General features: G+C 46.5%; 21 protein-coding genes and 1 pseudogene. 21 read left to right on the top strand and 1 reads right to left on the bottom strand.

Translation table 11 applies throughout. From position 1 onward, the window contains the following. Positions 1 to 17: 17 nt before the first annotated feature. The 20 genes from AS19_RS13885 to AS19_RS13790 all read left to right on the top strand — a co-directional run bounded on the left by AS19_RS13885 (position 18) and on the right by AS19_RS13790 (position 14,810). Positions 18 to 323 (top strand): urease subunit beta, encoded by a 306-nt coding sequence (locus tag AS19_RS13885; RefSeq protein WP_046962246.1) that lies wholly within the window; start codon positions 18 to 20, stop codon positions 321 to 323. Between the two features lie 142 nt (positions 324 to 465). Then, positions 466 to 2,160, top strand: a complete 1,695-nt coding sequence (ureC, locus tag AS19_RS13880; RefSeq protein ID WP_304413372.1) for an urease subunit alpha — start codon at positions 466 to 468, stop codon at positions 2,158 to 2,160. A gap of 21 nt (positions 2,161 to 2,181) precedes the next feature. Then, the gene (ureE, locus tag AS19_RS13875) at positions 2,182 to 2,712 is read left to right on the top strand and encodes an urease accessory protein UreE (RefSeq protein WP_035459752.1); all 531 of its coding nucleotides are present in this window, start codon (positions 2,182 to 2,184) and stop codon (positions 2,710 to 2,712) included. A 45-nt stretch (positions 2,713 to 2,757) separates the two neighbouring features. After that, entirely contained in the window at positions 2,758 to 3,342 is a 585-nt protein-coding gene (locus AS19_RS13870) for a HupE/UreJ family protein (RefSeq protein ID WP_052753778.1), read from the top strand. A 7-nt stretch (positions 3,343 to 3,349) separates the two neighbouring features. Next, complete coding sequence (locus AS19_RS13865; RefSeq protein ID WP_046962244.1) at positions 3,350 to 4,072, top strand: urease accessory protein UreF; 723 nt, start codon at positions 3,350 to 3,352, stop codon at positions 4,070 to 4,072. Next, on the top strand, positions 4,069 to 4,758 hold the full coding sequence (locus AS19_RS13860; protein WP_035459755.1) for an urease accessory protein UreF: 690 nt from the start codon (positions 4,069 to 4,071) through the stop codon (positions 4,756 to 4,758). Before AS19_RS13865 ends, AS19_RS13860 begins: the two co-directional genes overlap by 4 nt. Positions 4,759 to 4,898: 140 nt before the next feature. Then, on the top strand, positions 4,899 to 5,546 hold the full coding sequence (gene ureG, locus AS19_RS13855; RefSeq protein ID WP_035459758.1) for an urease accessory protein UreG: 648 nt from the start codon (positions 4,899 to 4,901) through the stop codon (positions 5,544 to 5,546). A gap of 522 nt (positions 5,547 to 6,068) precedes the next feature. Further along, positions 6,069 to 6,524 carry a DUF6194 family protein gene (locus tag AS19_RS13850; RefSeq protein WP_046962243.1) on the top strand — a complete coding sequence of 152 codons (456 nt, stop codon included), beginning with the start codon at positions 6,069 to 6,071 and terminating at the stop codon, positions 6,522 to 6,524. A 102-nt stretch (positions 6,525 to 6,626) separates the two neighbouring features. Further along, a complete protein-coding gene (locus AS19_RS13845; protein ID WP_046962242.1) occupies positions 6,627 to 7,103 on the top strand; it encodes a GrpB family protein in 477 nt (158 codons plus the stop codon). A 60-nt stretch (positions 7,104 to 7,163) separates the two neighbouring features. Further along, a complete protein-coding gene (locus AS19_RS13840; RefSeq protein ID WP_046962241.1) occupies positions 7,164 to 7,382 on the top strand; it encodes a hypothetical protein in 219 nt (72 codons plus the stop codon). 16 nt (positions 7,383 to 7,398) lie between these two features. Continuing rightward, on the top strand, positions 7,399 to 8,268 hold the full coding sequence (locus tag AS19_RS13835) for an HEXXH motif-containing putative peptide modification protein (RefSeq protein ID WP_046962240.1): 870 nt from the start codon (positions 7,399 to 7,401) through the stop codon (positions 8,266 to 8,268). Then, on the top strand, positions 8,265 to 9,407 hold the full coding sequence (locus AS19_RS13830) for a hypothetical protein (RefSeq protein WP_046962239.1): 1,143 nt from the start codon (positions 8,265 to 8,267) through the stop codon (positions 9,405 to 9,407). The genes AS19_RS13835 and AS19_RS13830 overlap by 4 nt, the downstream gene beginning before the upstream one ends. Positions 9,408 to 9,429: 22 nt before the next feature. Then, positions 9,430 to 9,789 (top strand): hypothetical protein, encoded by a 360-nt coding sequence (locus tag AS19_RS13825; RefSeq protein ID WP_144412658.1) that lies wholly within the window; start codon positions 9,430 to 9,432, stop codon positions 9,787 to 9,789. A gap of 213 nt (positions 9,790 to 10,002) precedes the next feature. Continuing rightward, positions 10,003 to 10,461: a hypothetical protein gene (locus tag AS19_RS13820; protein WP_011589585.1), complete on the top strand. Its 459-nt coding sequence runs from the start codon at positions 10,003 to 10,005 to the stop codon at positions 10,459 to 10,461. Positions 10,462 to 10,560: 99 nt separating this feature from the next. Continuing rightward, a complete protein-coding gene (locus tag AS19_RS13815) occupies positions 10,561 to 11,430 on the top strand; it encodes a TIR domain-containing protein (RefSeq protein WP_046962238.1) in 870 nt (289 codons plus the stop codon). 97 nt (positions 11,431 to 11,527) lie between these two features. Next, positions 11,528 to 11,917, top strand: coding sequence for a hypothetical protein (locus tag AS19_RS13810; RefSeq protein ID WP_035459761.1), 390 nt, complete (start codon positions 11,528 to 11,530; stop codon positions 11,915 to 11,917). 89 nt (positions 11,918 to 12,006) lie between these two features. Next, complete coding sequence (locus tag AS19_RS13805; protein ID WP_051428717.1) at positions 12,007 to 12,267, top strand: hypothetical protein; 261 nt, start codon at positions 12,007 to 12,009, stop codon at positions 12,265 to 12,267. Positions 12,268 to 12,356: 89 nt separating this feature from the next. After that, positions 12,357 to 13,226, top strand: a complete 870-nt coding sequence (locus AS19_RS13800; protein ID WP_035459762.1) for a DUF3553 domain-containing protein — start codon at positions 12,357 to 12,359, stop codon at positions 13,224 to 13,226. Positions 13,227 to 13,341: 115 nt separating this feature from the next. Next, positions 13,342 to 14,454, top strand: a complete 1,113-nt coding sequence (locus AS19_RS13795) for a hypothetical protein (protein ID WP_052753777.1) — start codon at positions 13,342 to 13,344, stop codon at positions 14,452 to 14,454. A 77-nt stretch (positions 14,455 to 14,531) separates the two neighbouring features. Beyond that, entirely contained in the window at positions 14,532 to 14,810 is a 279-nt protein-coding gene (locus tag AS19_RS13790; protein ID WP_035459764.1) for a hypothetical protein, read from the top strand. A gap of 64 nt (positions 14,811 to 14,874) precedes the next feature. On the opposite strand, the pseudogene AS19_RS13785 reads toward AS19_RS13790, so the two are convergent. Continuing rightward, positions 14,875 to 15,096: pseudogene (locus tag AS19_RS13785) on the bottom strand (IS30 family transposase); the annotation flags it as partial. 7 nt (positions 15,097 to 15,103) lie between these two features. Here AS19_RS13785 and AS19_RS13780 point away from each other — a divergent pair. Beyond that, positions 15,104 to 15,391, top strand: coding sequence for an SMI1/KNR4 family protein (locus tag AS19_RS13780; protein WP_197540932.1), 288 nt, complete (start codon positions 15,104 to 15,106; stop codon positions 15,389 to 15,391). The last annotated feature ends 234 nt before the right edge of the window (positions 15,392 to 15,625 follow it).

The following is a 15,625-nucleotide window of genomic DNA, read 5'->3' as shown; positions in this document are numbered from 1 at the left end:
GCTATAGGAGAAGCCAAATGATTCCAGGCGAATACGCTATTCAGAACGGCGACATCGAGATCAATCTTGGGCGGGAAACGCTCAGCGTGGAAGTGGCCAATACGGGCGACCGTCCCATTCAGGTGGGCTCTCACTACCACTTCTATGAAGCTAACAATGCCCTGCAGTTCGACCGAGAAAAAACCCGAGGCTTCCGGCTCAATATTCCGGCCGGCACCGCCGTGCGCATTGAGCCAGGGCAGAGCCGGACAGTAGAGCTGGTGGCGTATGCAGGACAAAGAAAAGTGTACGGGTTTCAGGGCAAGGTCATGGGGCCGCTTTGAATCGCACCTTTCTTTAGGGCCGAACTTGCCCGTGAAAATCGCGCCATGGGAAGCAGGCCGGCGCCTGTACAACACCGCATTTCGGAAAGGCTGCCGATAACCAGCCGGTAGATGCAAGAACAGGAGAATCATCGTGGCAACAATGTCCAGACAAGCCTACGCCGACATGTTCGGGCCCACCACAGGTGACCGGGTACGCCTGGCCGATACCGATCTGTGGATCCAGGTAGAAAAAGATTTCACCGTCTATGGTGACGAAGTGAAATTTGGCGGCGGCAAGGTAATTCGTGATGGCATGGGCCAATCCCAGCTGCCTTCGGCGAAGGTTATGGACCTGGTCATTACCAATGCCTTGATCCTCGACTACTGGGGAATCGTTAAAGCGGATATCGGTATCAAGAGCGGACGAATTGCAGCCATTGGCAAGGCGGGTAACCCGGATGTGCAACCGAATGTGGATATCATTGTTGGCCCCGGCACCGATGTGATTGCTGGTGAAGGCAGCATCATTACGGCGGGGGGGATTGATTCGCATATCCATTTTATCTGCCCGCAGCAGATCGACGAAGCATTAGCATCCGGGGTCACCACCATGATCGGTGGCGGCACCGGGCCCACCACCGGCACCAATGCCACCACAGTGACGCCCGGGCCCTGGAACATGGCCCGAATGTTGGAAGCGGCGGATTGCTTTCCAATGAATCTGGGGTTCCTTGGCAAAGGTAACGCCAGCTTGCCGGAATCCCTGAGCGAACAGATCAGCGCCGGCGCCATTGGCCTGAAATTGCACGAAGACTGGGGCACCACCCCCGCCTCAATCGACAACTGCCTTTCGGTTGCAGAAGAAACGGATACTCAAGTGGCGATCCACACCGACACCTTGAACGAATCCGGCTTTGTGGAAGACACCATCGCCGCGTTCAAAGATCGCACCATCCATACCTATCACACCGAGGGAGCCGGGGGCGGCCATGCGCCGGATATTATTCGCGCTGCTGGGCTTGCCAATGTGCTGCCTTCGTCCACAAACCCGACGCGACCTTACACGGTGAATACCGCCGATGAGCACCTCGATATGCTCATGGTCTGTCACCATTTGGATCCGAGTATTCCAGAAGACGTAGCGTTTGCTGAATCCCGCATTCGCCGCGAAACCATTGCCGCGGAAGACATCCTTCATGATCTTGGTGCGTTCTCCATGATTGCCTCAGACTCCCAGGCCATGGGGCGTGTGGGCGAAGTGGTGATGCGCACCTGGCAAACGGCCCACAAGATGAAAGTGCAGCGCGGTTCCCTAAAAGGCGACCCATCCGAACATGATAATTTTCGCGCCAAACGCTACGTAGCCAAGTACACCATCAACCCGGCATTAGCCCACGGCATGGCCCATGAAATCGGCTCGGTGGAAGTGGGCAAGCTCGCCGATTTGGTGCTGTGGAGCCCGGCCTTTTTTGGGGTGAAGCCCAACCTCATCATTAAGGGCGGCATGATCGCCATGGCCAAAATGGGCGACCCTAACGCATCCATCCCTACACCCCAGCCAGTCCATTACCGCCCCATGTTTGGGGCCTACGGCAAGGCTCGCCAAGCCACCACAATGACCTTCATTTCCCAGGCCGCCATGGATGCGGGTATCCCTGAGCAACTCACATTAGCCAACCGCATTGGTGTGGTGAAAGGCTGTCGCACAGTGAAAAAGAAAGACATGTTGCTCAATGATTGGCTGCCACACCTGGAAGTGGATCCACAGACCTATGAAGTACGTGCCGATGGCCAGCTGCTAACGTGCGAACCGGCGGAAGTGTTGCCAATGGCGCAGCGCTATTTCTTGTTTTAACGCATTGTTTACGAGACAAGCATGATCGAACTGACGAAAAAAATTACCGATACCGCCGCGCTGGAAAAAATCGATCCGGCGAGACTAAAAACCCTCAGCCTACCGCTCGATGCACGGATCAAAAGCCGGCAAAAAGTGCAGCTGACATCCGGCGAAGGCGTGGGCCTATTCCTGGAGCGAGGCACCCTGCTTCGCGGTGGGGATGTGCTTACCAATGCAGACGGAGAGTTGGTCAAGGTGTTGGCCGCCAACGAAACCGTTTCCACCATTGTTTGCAGTGATGCACTGATGCTAACCAAGGTGGCCTATCACCTGGGCAACCGTCACGTTCCGCTGCAGATCGAAACCGGCTTTGTTCGTTACCAGCACGACCATGTGCTCGACGACATGGTGCGTCAGCTTCCGGGCGCCGACACCTGCGTGGACGTACAGGTTGAGCAGGCACCCTTCGAACCGGAAGCGGGTGCCTATCAGCAAGGCGGTGGCCATTCCCATGGCCATGCGCACAGCCATTCCCACGAAAAGCCACACTCGCACACTCACAACCACTGATTTCTCACGGTGCCAAAGGGCACTGGTACGTTAAAGGAGCACAGCATGAACAACACAAAACATAAGCTTACCGCTGCTGTTATTACCTGTGGGCTTGCCATAAGCCCCATGGCCGCGATAGCCCATACCGGCGAAGGCGGCCACGTTCATGGCGGCTTTACCGCCGGGCTTATGCATCCAATTACCGGCATGGATCACCTTGTGGCCTTAGTGCTGTTCGGCGCCTTATTGGCCGGTATTCGCCGGCAAGAAAAACGCTTCGCGCTGATCGCTGCAGGCGTTAGCTTGGCGGCGGGCTTTGTTGGTGGCGTGGCACTGGGCGGCCATGTGGCCATGGAGTGGTTGATTACCGCATCAGCGTTATCGTTCGCCGCAGCGTTGGCGTTTCCAGCGGGCTCGCGGGGCAAGGCGGCTTGCGTGGTGGCTGTTCTATTGGGCGCGCACGGCTGGGCCCACGGGGTGGAAATGAGCGGTGGCATGGGCGGGTTTGCGTCAGGCTTCTTCGTCAGCTCTATGGTGCTAATGGTAGCCGGCTTGGTGCTAGGGCAGCAGTTACAGCGGATTGCCCCCACTCTGCGCGCCATTGTGGCTGGGGGTGCCGCCCTCGCGTTAATGCTGCTGGCAGGCTGATCACCCCATGAATAACAGCGCCTTCTTTCGTTTGCAGCAATTGATCAGCCCATCACTGCCCATCGGTGCCTTTACCTATTCGCAAGGCATGGAGTGGGCCGTGGAGTGTGGCTGGATCAAAAATGCGGATGACCTGCATTGTTGGCTCGAATCCCTGCTGCAAAGCAGCGTCCAAACCTTGGAATTACCGGTACTAGCGCGGCTCCATCACGCCAGTTGCCATCAGGATCGTGAAGCCTTTACCCATTGGGCGCACACCCTGTTGGCCTGGCGAGAAACCCGTGAGCTACGCACGGAAGAATGTCAGCGTGGCCACGCCCTCACCATGGTACTGGACAGGCTCCCAGACGCTGCGAATTGGCCAGAGCTGCAGCAACCCGAATGGCGCCATGCGCTGGCGCAAACCCAATTAGCAGGTTTCGCCCTGGCGAGTGCCCGCTGGGGCATCGAGCTGCAGCAAGCGCTCAACGGTTACCTATGGAGTTGGCTGGAAAACATGGTGATCGTGGCCGTGAAGTTAATTCCTCTTGGCCAGAGTGATGGGCAGAGAGAGCTCTATCGTTTCAGTGATCAATTGGCCGCGATTACCCAGCACGCCCTGGCCATGGATGACGACGATATTGGCTCCTCCTCTCCCGCCATGGCCATCGCCAGTTGCCTGCACGAAACCCAATACTGCCGGCTCTTCCGATCTCGCGTTAATGCTGCTGGCAGGCTGATCACCCCATGAATAACAGCGCCTTCTTTCGTTTGCAGCAATTGATCAGCCCATCACTGCCCATCGGTGCCTTTACCTATTCGCAAGGCATGGAGTGGGCCGTGGAGTGTGGCTGGATCAAAAATGCGGATGACCTGCATTGTTGGCTCGAATCCCTGCTGCAAAGCAGCGTCCAAACCTTGGAATTACCGGTACTAGCGCGGCTCCATCACGCCAGTTGCCATCAGGATCGTGAAGCCTTTACCCATTGGGCGCACACCCTGTTGGCCTGGCGAGAAACCCGTGAGCTACGCACGGAAGAATGTCAGCGTGGCCACGCCCTCACCATGGTACTGGACAGGCTCCCAGACGCTGCGAATTGGCCAGAGCTGCAGCAACCCGAATGGCGCCATGCGCTGGCGCAAACCCAATTAGCAGGTTTCGCCCTGGCGAGTGCCCGCTGGGGCATCGAGCTGCAGCAAGCGCTCAACGGTTACCTATGGAGTTGGCTGGAAAACATGGTGATCGTGGCCGTGAAGTTAATTCCTCTTGGCCAGAGTGATGGGCAGAGAGAGCTCTATCGTTTCAGTGATCAATTGGCCGCGATTACCCAGCACGCCCTGGCCATGGATGACGACGATATTGGCTCCTCCTCTCCCGCCATGGCCATCGCCAGTTGCCTGCACGAAACCCAATACTGCCGGCTCTTCCGATCATAAGGCAGGTTCAAGAAGGGCACCAAACAAAGAAGAGCATCTAACAAAGCAGCTGCGGCAGCACAGCCGTGAAAAATTGATGTGGGAGCGTGCTTACACGTGAAGCCCAACACCTCGATAGGCACCACACAACGGAGACAACCATGACAACCGATTATAAATCCCCCCTGCGCGTTGGTATCGGCGGCCCAGTAGGTTCCGGAAAAACGGCCCTGCTGGAAAAACTGTGTAAGGCCATGCGCGACGATTACCACATCGCCGTAGTCACCAACGATATTTATACCAAAGAAGACCAGCGCATCCTCACCGAAGCGCAGGCTCTGGAACCGGAACGTATCGTTGGTGTGGAAACCGGTGGTTGCCCGCACACGGCCATCCGTGAAGACGCCTCCATGAACCTGGCCGCAGTAGAAAACCTGGCGCGTAAATTCGGCAACCTGGACGTAGTGTTTGTGGAAAGCGGCGGCGACAACCTTAGCGCCACCTTTTCGCCGGAACTGGCGGACCTCACCATCTACGTCATCGATGTGGCCTCCGGCGAAAAAATCCCGAGAAAAGGCGGCCCCGGCATTACCAAGTCAGATCTGCTCGTCATCAACAAAATCGACCTCGCACCGATGGTGGGCGCCGATCTCGACATCATGGCATCAGACACCAACCGCATGCGCGGACAAAAGCCCTGGGCGTTTTCCAATTTAAGAAATGATGTGGAGGGGCTGGAGAAAATTATTGGGTTTGTTGTAGAGGAAGGAATGCTGGTGAGCCATTCGGAGAAAGCGGTAAGCGGTTAATTATGAATGAACAGCGCAAGCCCGGCTAAGCCGGGCTTTTTTGTGGCTATGAAAACCCTCTACACAGGAGCACCGCTGGTGAAACCATAGCCGCCATTTATTGAATGGCTTTGCGCAGCCAGCCACGGGCTTGATCAAGTAGATTTACGGGCTTGTCAGCAATGAAACCCGGAATATCTGTGGCTCTATTACTCATAGCGTTCTCCTTACCCATAGCTGGCTTGGGCTATGGAAACCCGTGCTCAACAGAACGGGGCGCAAATGCGTGTAGGCGATATCTCAAAATTCGCTAAGCCGTTGATCTTTGTCTCGAGTTGCGACTTAAATGTGCATGGAGCCCCCCGGAAATAGGCCGCTCGTTCGAGTTTTGTCAGATGCGAAAGGTTCTCGCTTCTTGGGTAAGTTGCTAAATGCTATGGGTTTATCGGAATTATATACGGTGGCCTGTTAAGAATTATGTCGAAAAAAGATATGTCGAATCGTTCGACTGAATACGCTGTTAGCAGTCTTCAAGGAAGTATTGTGCAACCGAAAAATATAGTAGAAGAAATTATAAGTCAGTTCGAAGGTGTTATTCCAAAAGCAAGTTGGGGTGAAACATCGCTGTTCTATAACCCAGGTAAAATACTCCCGAACGGGGTATATTTCTGCACAATCAAAGAAAAGAATGGAGATAACGACAAAGCATCTGAGTTGGACAGAGAAGGAGCTTTTAGGCTAAGTATCGGTATTAGCAAAATCACCTATGAAAAAAAATTTGGTGTAAAGCCTAAACGGCCTTCCAAAGGGTGCATCATTGATACTGGTCACGATTTCACCGCTCTTGATGAGCTTATGCCACACCCTATATATGGTTGGATGTCTTGGGTGCAAGTATTAAGCCCAAGTGAATCTACGTTTGCCAATATATTTCCTCTAATAGCCGAGGCGCATTCAAATGCAGTCATTAAGTTCAACAAAAAAACTGCTAACAAGTAGCTGCACCGGAAAAAATACTCGCTGCGCTCGCATTTTTCCGGTGAGCTGGGCGTTATGTGTCTGCCCTAGTCCAAGAATACATAGTAGATAAGGTGCTGATTAATGAGATTTCTAAAGCCTCAGGATTACCAGCCTGAAGCAAGAGCTATATACGCGAGGTTAGCAAAGAAGATAGAAGATCTCTTGCCTAACGCGCATGTTGAACATATAGGTTCATCTGCTGTAGATGGGATGATTTCAAAAGGGGATCTTGACATATATGTAGAGGCGTCAAAGAAATTTCTAGATGAATACGAAAGACTCCTTCTAAATCAGGGTTTCGAGAGAAAAACTGACACCTTTCAATCCCAAGAGCTCAGAATGCTTGTTTCGAATGAATTCGATATAGATGTTGCAATTCAATTAGTGGACAAAGACTCAAAATATACTTTTTTCAAGACTTTTAGAGATGTTTTAAAAAGCAGCAAAAAAGAAAGAGATAATTACAACAGTCTGAAGATGTCGTGTATTCCTTTGACCCAAGAGGAATATCGAGAGAAGAAGTCTAAATTTATAAATCGTATACTACAAGGAGGTTAGCAAAAAACAAAATGTGCAGAAATTCGATGTAAAATCAATCAATCCAATAGGAGAATTACTATGTCAAACGATGAATTAAATCTAAGTGAAGAAGAAAGCAAAATAGTCCAAGAAAGTTTAGACAAAATCAAGGGGGTTTTAAAATCGAAAAATATCGATATCAAAAACATGATTGGCCTTGTAAAGACAGATGAGGTAGATGCTACCGCATCGCAAGTCGATATAAGATTCGCTGAGGACAAAATGAATGTTCAAATGAACATGATTGCTTTCGATTAATTGAGGAGGAAGGCGAATGTATCACCTATTAGGAATGGATGAAAACGTGAGGAATATTTACAAAGCTGTTTTTCCTCATATTGGGCAAGGACGTGAAATTAATACAATAGATGATCTTCGCCTTCCTTATTTGGAATTTTTAAGAAAGCAGCAGCCACAATGTCCTACAAATTTTGACGACAATCCGTTTATTACCGATATTGATATTGAGTCTCAACTTGCTTCTTCTTACTCAGAAGGCTCATTAGATGACTTGCAGCAATCAAACTTGATTGGTGAATCCTACGACAACAGAAACAAAAAAAGTCGTATTTCTTTTTCTGCAATTGCTTTAAACCAACTTATGGAAAAAGACTCAAATCTTGCCGCTTTATTTAAATTGGTAATACATAGCATTTTTACAAAAAAATATAGTTCAGAAAATGGAACAAGAGGAACCCATGGAGGTTCTTCGAGTGGAGCTATTGGTGCTATTTGGATTACGGTTAATGAAGGAATCAATGAAATAGATCTCATGGAGCTTTTTCTTCATGAACTAACGCACCACCTAATATTTATTGATGAGTTGAACTATCCTCAGTTCAACTATAAGGAAATAAAGAAGAAAGAAAACTATGCGTATTCTGCAATCCTTAATTTGAGCAGGCCTCTTGATAAGGTAGTTCATTCTATAGTTGTGGCTACAGAAATCGTCTTGGCACGTGAACACATACTTAGCAGTTCTCAAGAAAGAAAAATACATCCATCAACGGAGAAAATGAAAGAAGATATTTATAAGTCCATAGAAAGCATAGAGGCCTTGAAAAATATAGAAAGTATATTGAAGCCCCGAGCATTTGACCTACTTGATCATTGCTTGCAATCTCTCGACGGAGTGCAATCATGAATAATGATAACGGTTGCAATACTGTTTTTATAAAAGAGATAAATGAACGCTGTAAAATCCTTGAAAATAAATGGAAAAATTCTGGATATTGCGCTGAAACCTTTCCTGATGTTGTATTGGAAACGTTTTCCGGCTTTGATCTCTCGCGACTCTCTGAGCTTAAGAATTTATCAAGCCTGATGGATCTAGAAGAAATATCATGCCTTCAAGAACCTTCTTCATTTTCTGATCTCTATTTTAAAATATACGACAATGGTAAATTTTGGATCGAGATCTTGAATTGGTGGGGCTTGGATATAAATATTCATGACCATAACTTTACAGGAGTTCAGTATCAACTTTGTGGAGAATCACTTAACGTAGTCTATGAGTTTAATGAAAGGGCAATCCTTGACCAACTTTCCGTTGGTGATTTCGATATTAAAAGAATTGAACTTTGGCGCCCAGGCGACCATAGTATTGTACGATCAGGAAGATCAGAGCCTCACAATGTAATTCATCTGGATATCCCCACTGTTAGCTTGCTAGTTAGAACCTACCCAAGATCTGAACTGCCTAATCAAAATAACTACTTTCCTCCATCCATTCGTAGTGATTACTCAATATCGACTCCTAGCTACAGAAAAAAAGTTGCGATAATAAGGTTGCTCAGCAGATCGAGTAAGGAAGAGTTTTTTTCTGAATATGTAAGAATTTATAGCCAACTTAATAATACTGAAAGACTTTTCTTTTTAATAAAAACAATTGATATTCTTTTTTCCGATGAAAATTCCGACTTGGTGGCTCGCTTAGAGCGCGTCGACGATCTATCTGCGCTTGGCTTGTTTGTATCAAGATACTATTTGCAAGCTAATTTTTATTCTACTTTTCTAAAACGCACAAGGGGATTAAGTAGAAGTGAAATTTATCTAGTGGGAGCTTTGGCGGCAACCTTTGACGAACGCAGTTTTAACCGCGTAGTTGAACGTCTAAAAAATATTGACCAATCCGTTTCTCCGATGATGTTGTCTCAGATAGTCGATAAGCTAGACGATAATTCTAAGCCTCTATTTATACAAGGTCTCAAAATGTATAGCCTTAATCTTGAACACATAACAAATCAAAGCACTCGGACGCAAAAAAGCTGCGCCGGTGTTTGAGGCGTTATGGTTCCGGTGAAAAATGGTTTCTAAGTCGAAGTTATTCTCCAAGCTAGATTCATTAGAAAATGAGCTAAGGGAACGCTTGGTGCCTCATCTAGAGAAGGCGGCTGAAGGTAAAAATGATTTGGTGTTTTGTGTAAAGGGATATCATTCAATACATTCTCTAAGATCGTATTCGGATGAAACCACGGAAGAGCTTGTTGGCATTGGTGCTCAAATACTGAGTTTAAAAGAAAAGCTAAATGAGCCATCTGAAGGTTCTATCGCTGAACGCATTTGCTGGTATTGCCACGAATGGGCAAATACAGAAAATCATCACCGTAAAAGTGCCCAGGGTTTAGCACAACAATTTTTAAGTGAAATTGAGCAAAAAACATAACAAGTTTAGGCATGCTCGCCGAGACCTCACCGGATAATGCGCACCTCATTTATTTTGGTGTGTCGTGGTAACTGAAAAACGGGCCTGTGTTATAACAAGCCTATGCTGGGGAGCAAGCTACGTTCCGCAATTTTTGTGGTATAGCTTCGCTCTTTATACCACAAAAAATGCTCCACTACGCTTGCCCCCAGATAGGGGCGTTAGGTTTCGAAAATGTCTCCTTTAGATTTCTACATCGGCTTGGCAATTACCAACATCGTTGTTCTTGGTGGTTGGGCTTTCTCAATTGTCCAGAACAAAGTAGCACTTCGTCGTGAGCGACGCGTATCTCAATTGGCTGCTGCCTACGATACCTTTGTCCGCGTAGGAATAGATGGTGGTCGGCCTGTTCGCATAAATGCGGCTGGGGAGCTCGACGATTACACCCGGGAATTTGAACACGCTGTTGCAACGGTGCATCTCTATGGAACAGAGGAGGAGGCGGAGCTTACAAATATTTTTGTTAGGCAACTTACCGGAAAAAATCATTACAGTGCGGATGACCTCGTCAATGCTCTGCGGAACGATATAAGAAAAGAGATGGGAATGGCTGCGCTCAAGCATGCACCAACATATTTAAAGCAAACTATTACTGATAATCGGGTTCGCCCCACGAATGAAGCCAAAACCTAACAAATTGTTGTAGTTCGTTCCGGCCTGCGGCCTCCACCGGACGCCCTTGAGGGGGCGCCGCTAAACAAAAGCGTTAGATTTTCAGGAGAGTAAGGAAGTATGTATAACCTTTTAGTTACTGCTCGCGCAGGTGTTTGGGACTTGCCTGCATATGAGTACGATAAAAGTAGGTTTTTAGAATATTCCAATGACAAGGAAAAAGCTCTCTTTAAGAATTTTACCGCTGAAAATATTGAACTATTAAAGTCCTTTCCCTGCTTGTTTGCTTACGAGGGTACCGATGATGATGTACGAGTAGGTTACATACGCTCCATCAAGGAAAGAGGCCCAACATTGTTCATTGAGTACGAGTTCGAACAAGATATTGAACCAATTGCGTTTTCTTCCTTAGAACCAATTTTAAATCTTCTGGATTACAGGAAGTCTGAAACCTACAGAACCCATTGGGCTGTCAAAGATGAAGATCTCTTCGAGAGGCTCCATTCAGCAGGGCTAATTGATCCGAAATTTGTTCGACCTGAAGGTAATACAGGTAAATTGGAAGAACTTCGATTTAAAGCTGCTTTTTCATTTCCCGGTGAGCTACGCGATCGCGTGTCAGAAATTGTGGCTTTGGTAAAAGATGAGCTGCCGTCGGGTGCAGTTTTTTATGACGACGACTTTACTGCCCAGTTAGCTAGGCCCAATTTAGACAACCTTCTTCAAACTGTTTATTTAAATAACTCAGATTTAGTAGTTGTCTTCTTGTCAAAGGACTACGAGAAAAAAATGTGGTGTGGCATCGAGTGGAGAGCTGTTCGTGAAATTATCAATAACAAAAGCGATCATTCGCTGATGTTTGTTCGTTCTGATGATTCAGATATACCGGGCGTATTTGCACATGATGGGTATATTGATGTGAATCGATTCAATGATAAACAAATTGCTGATTTTGTCGTAGAGAGAATTCGACTGAATGAACAGGGATAAATCTAACAAACAAAGGCAGGGCGACGCCAAAAAGCGGCGCGCCTGCTTTGGGCGTTAGCGCCGGTGTGCTAAAGCACCGAGACTCTAAGGATTGAGAATGGGCATTAAAGACTGCTTTGCTAAATATGGCGCTACGTTGAAGAATGTGAATTGGTCAGTTTCTGCAGAGAATACAGAAGGTGAGTTGGTCGTCAGCCTTTGGAATCAATTTTTTACGCCGCCGACTAATGGCAAGATTTCATACATAGACAAGGTTAATCGATGGTCTGGGCATGGTAATGCTGAGTTCCGGGAGCGCATTCAGAAAGCCTACGCAACTAATCAGCCAGTCCGCGTGGTAATAGCTCGCACCAATGATGAAAATGCTATCCGTCGTGGAGATGACGCAAGCAAACTAAAAAATCAGTTTCACGTCCGAGAAGACTGGGTCGGAAAAGTTACCCTATGGGATGGGGATAATTTTGAAATCGAATTCAGTTCCAAGTAACCGCATAACAAGGCGCAGCAGTTCGTGGCCTACGGCCACCGGACGGCTTTCAGCTGCTGCTATGCTTTAGCATTATATGGGGGGAGGTCATGGAAGATTTAGCTGAAGGATTCCTCAGAGGGCTTGGAAGGGCTCTTGGTTATGTGTTTGTAAATATTCTCTTTGAGTTTTTCTTTTACTATCTTGGCTGGCCTGTGGTGAAAATGTTCACGTTGGGCGCTTATCCCAGAGGTGCAGATAGATATGGTTGGAAAACAGAAAGCCATGAAGGTGCTTGGGTGAGTGGTATTGGAGTGCTTGTCTTTGCTGTGTCTGCTATGGCCTGCTTTCACTATGTGGGCTTCATATAACAAGCGGTGGCAGGCGGATCAAATTTTCGCTCCTCCGTCGTTACAATTTGCCCGCTGCGCGGGGCGTTATGCGAAAAAGAGGGCAACGCATGGAATATAAGAAAGGCGATAGAGTCAAGCACCCAACCAAAGAAGACTGGGGGCTTGGTGAGGTTGTCGAAAATAGTAACGGAGCAACAGTCCGTGTGTTCTTTGTTGGCGCCGGAGAAAAGACATTATCTCTACAATACGTTCAGCCAATCAAAGTAGAAGGTAACGAGGCAAATAACGCTGTCCTTGATAATCTCAAAATCAGCAAATCCTTAAGCGGCATCAAATATCAAAGCCTCCCTCAATCCATACAGTTTTTCTTAGAGGAATTTCCACAAGGCTTTTACGGAGAAAAATTTAAAGAGCATGAAAGAGATTACAAAGATAAAGCTCATGCCTTAGCGAGTGATCTTTTAGATCAAGAGACTTATTTCCAGCTATTGGAATCCGAAGACTATTCCGAAATAGTGAAACGCGCACTAAAGGTTGCCAACTCAACGAATCTAATTTTTCCGAATGAGAAAATGTCGTTAAAGGATGGGTTGCAATCTCTGGAAGCGCAGAAGCAATTCAGTAAATCGCTGTACTCGCTGCTCTATAGTGAAGAAGAATTAGAGAATCGGTTTGTTGCTTTTGCTAAGGTACTCGAAAATATTGATGCGGCTAAATGGACAACAGCAACCTATTTCCTGTTCATTGTTCACCCTGAAAAACACATGTTTGTAAAACCAACAATTACGCAATACTCGTCAGAATTGTGTGGTTACGAGGTAAATTACAAGCCGCAGTTGAATTGGCTCACTTACAAGTCGGTTCTTGGCTTTTCAGAATATATCAGGTCTGAAATATCGGAGTTGAAACCAAGAGACATGATTGATGTTCAATCTTTCATGTGGTGCATTGCACCCGGAACGTATGGTGGCGCATAACAAGGCCATAACCGGACCCAAAAAGCGCCGCTCCTTCGTCGCTCTGCTTTTTGGGTCCGGTTATGGCAGGCGTTAGCCATCTACTCCGAACCATGGCTTAACTACAGAGGAAGTAATGGAAAGTACACTAATTGAATTTGATGAAAAAGTAGCCGAACTCAAAGATCATGTAGATCAATTAAAGGATTACATTGGTGATATTGCTGTTTCTAAAAAGATAAGAGATGGTTTTAAATCGTTCTACATGCATCTAGATACGTATTCAACTTCTACAGACAATGAAGATATCGAAAAAATTGCTAGCTCAGCAAAATCAGTTGCAGTATACGGGCAAACTATTGGTCAAGGGATAGCTCAGTTCAAAGAAGCAGATAACCAAATGAAAACCCTTGGTTCAGTTCTACTAGATAAGGCATCTTCTTTCAGACATTGGGTAGAAAACAGTCCTCTTGAAACTCAACCAATGGAGTTCATTAATTCAAAAGACTCTAATCTATCATTAGCTAGCTATAAGTCAGTTAAAAATAATATGGAAAAGCTTGCCAATGATCACCTAGAGCATGACAAGAGAATAAAAAGGCTACTAACTGAAAGTGAGTCCAACGCAAATAATCTACTCAACCGGATTGAGAAAATAGAGCGCGATGTAAAAGTTGAAATAGAAAAAATAACGTCTTTGTATAAAGAATCATTGGCTGAAGTAGAGGCTAAAAAACAACAAATAGACGATATTCTAGGACATGTTTCAGGTCGAGCAGTTGCTGGTGATTTTGAAACAAGTTCAGCCGAAGAAAAGACAACGGCAAATTGGTTAAGGTATTCATCTCTTGCTTGCATGGCTTTCATCGTTGGTGTTGTCGGTTATTCTTTTTGGGAAACAACAACTACCGAATTCCAGTGGCAGAATTCTGTTTTTCGTATTGCTCTAGCTATTATGCTTTCAGTGCCTGCAGCATATCTTGCCCGAGAATCAGCCAAACATAGAGAGCAGCAGTATAACCATTTGCAAACCTCGTTAGACCTAAAAGCCATTAGCCCGTATATAGCTTCACTACCAATTGACGAGCAACATAAAATAAAGATTGAGGTTGCTAGTAGACTCTTTGCGGCAAGGGATTATTCAAAAGTTGGGGCCGATCCATACCCAGTCAATGTTCATGAAATAGTAATGGAGATAATTAAAAAACTAGAACTAAATAAACAAACCAAAAGCGATAAAAATGGCTAACAAGTCAATCAACTTCGCGCCTTTTAGGCTCCGGATGCAGAAAAGCTGCGCCGGTTATTGAGGCGTTAAGGATAGACATGAAAATTTATGGGCACGGAGATAATATTTACGATGCAGTTGATGCGGTAGTTGAGCACGGAGTAGCAGCTGTCGAGGGGACGAAGATCCCTGCCGTCAATTATGCAAGTCGTGTTATTGAAGCATTAGCTGTTTATCCAGATGTGGCCGCAATTATTGGCTATCAAAATGTAGTAAATGAGGGTTACCTGTACTATGTCTTTGATGCAAATAAGTTCGGTTGTGGGGATGGTCGTTTAGAAGAAATAATCAATGAAATTGATGAGTCAAATGCCTAGTATCAAGTTTTAACCGCGACAGTAATTCAGATTAGAATACATTGTAGATTTCTTCTGGTGTTTTTTAGTTGTGTCTCTTTCTTGGTCGACTATTAAGTTTGCCTGCGATCCTGTCACATTCAATCTGAGTCAGCTCCGACATACTTGTTCCTTTCGGGAGATGTTGTCGTACTAGCCCATTCGCATTTTCATTGCTGCCTCGCTCCCATGAGTGATGAGGCGTAGCGAAGTAGAATTTCACGCCAGTGAGCTTTTCAACCTGTTTGTACTGATGGAATTCGGTGCCTTTTCCAGTGGATGAGAAATATATAGCAAATACCGAAAATGAATTGGGGGTAAAATTTCCCGATTCGTTCCGAAAAAAGATGATGAAGTCGAACGGTGGTGGCGTTGAAGTATCAACGGATTATTTTGAAATACACCCGTTCTACGATACTTCAGATAAAAAGAGAATAAAAAGAACCTGTAATAGTATTCTTCACGAAACGAAAATAGCGCGTGAGCATTATCGACTTCCTGAAAATTTAATCGTCATCGGTAATAATGGGGGTGGCGACGGACGTTCTTGTCTACAAAACTGAAAAAGAGGGCAGCATTAATAATGCAGTGTACTGGCTAGACCATGAAACAGAAGAGCTAGTGCTTGCAGCAAAGGACTTCGGTGAACTTAAGCAAAGCGTATAACCAATGTAGTCTGCTCTTCTCTGTTTACGAAGAAGCCCATGACAGAAGTGCTTTCTTGGAGGGTTTTGGCTTTAATGGCAGTCGCCCTGTTCCAGGGAAACATATAATCGTCCACTTTAATCAAGGCTGTA

Origin of the sequence: Alcanivorax sp. NBRC 101098, from assembly GCF_001010505.1 — a bacterium.
Lineage (GTDB): Bacteria > Pseudomonadota > Gammaproteobacteria > Pseudomonadales > Alcanivoracaceae > Alcanivorax > Alcanivorax borkumensis.
This window is presented reverse-complemented; position numbering and strand designations above follow the sequence as displayed.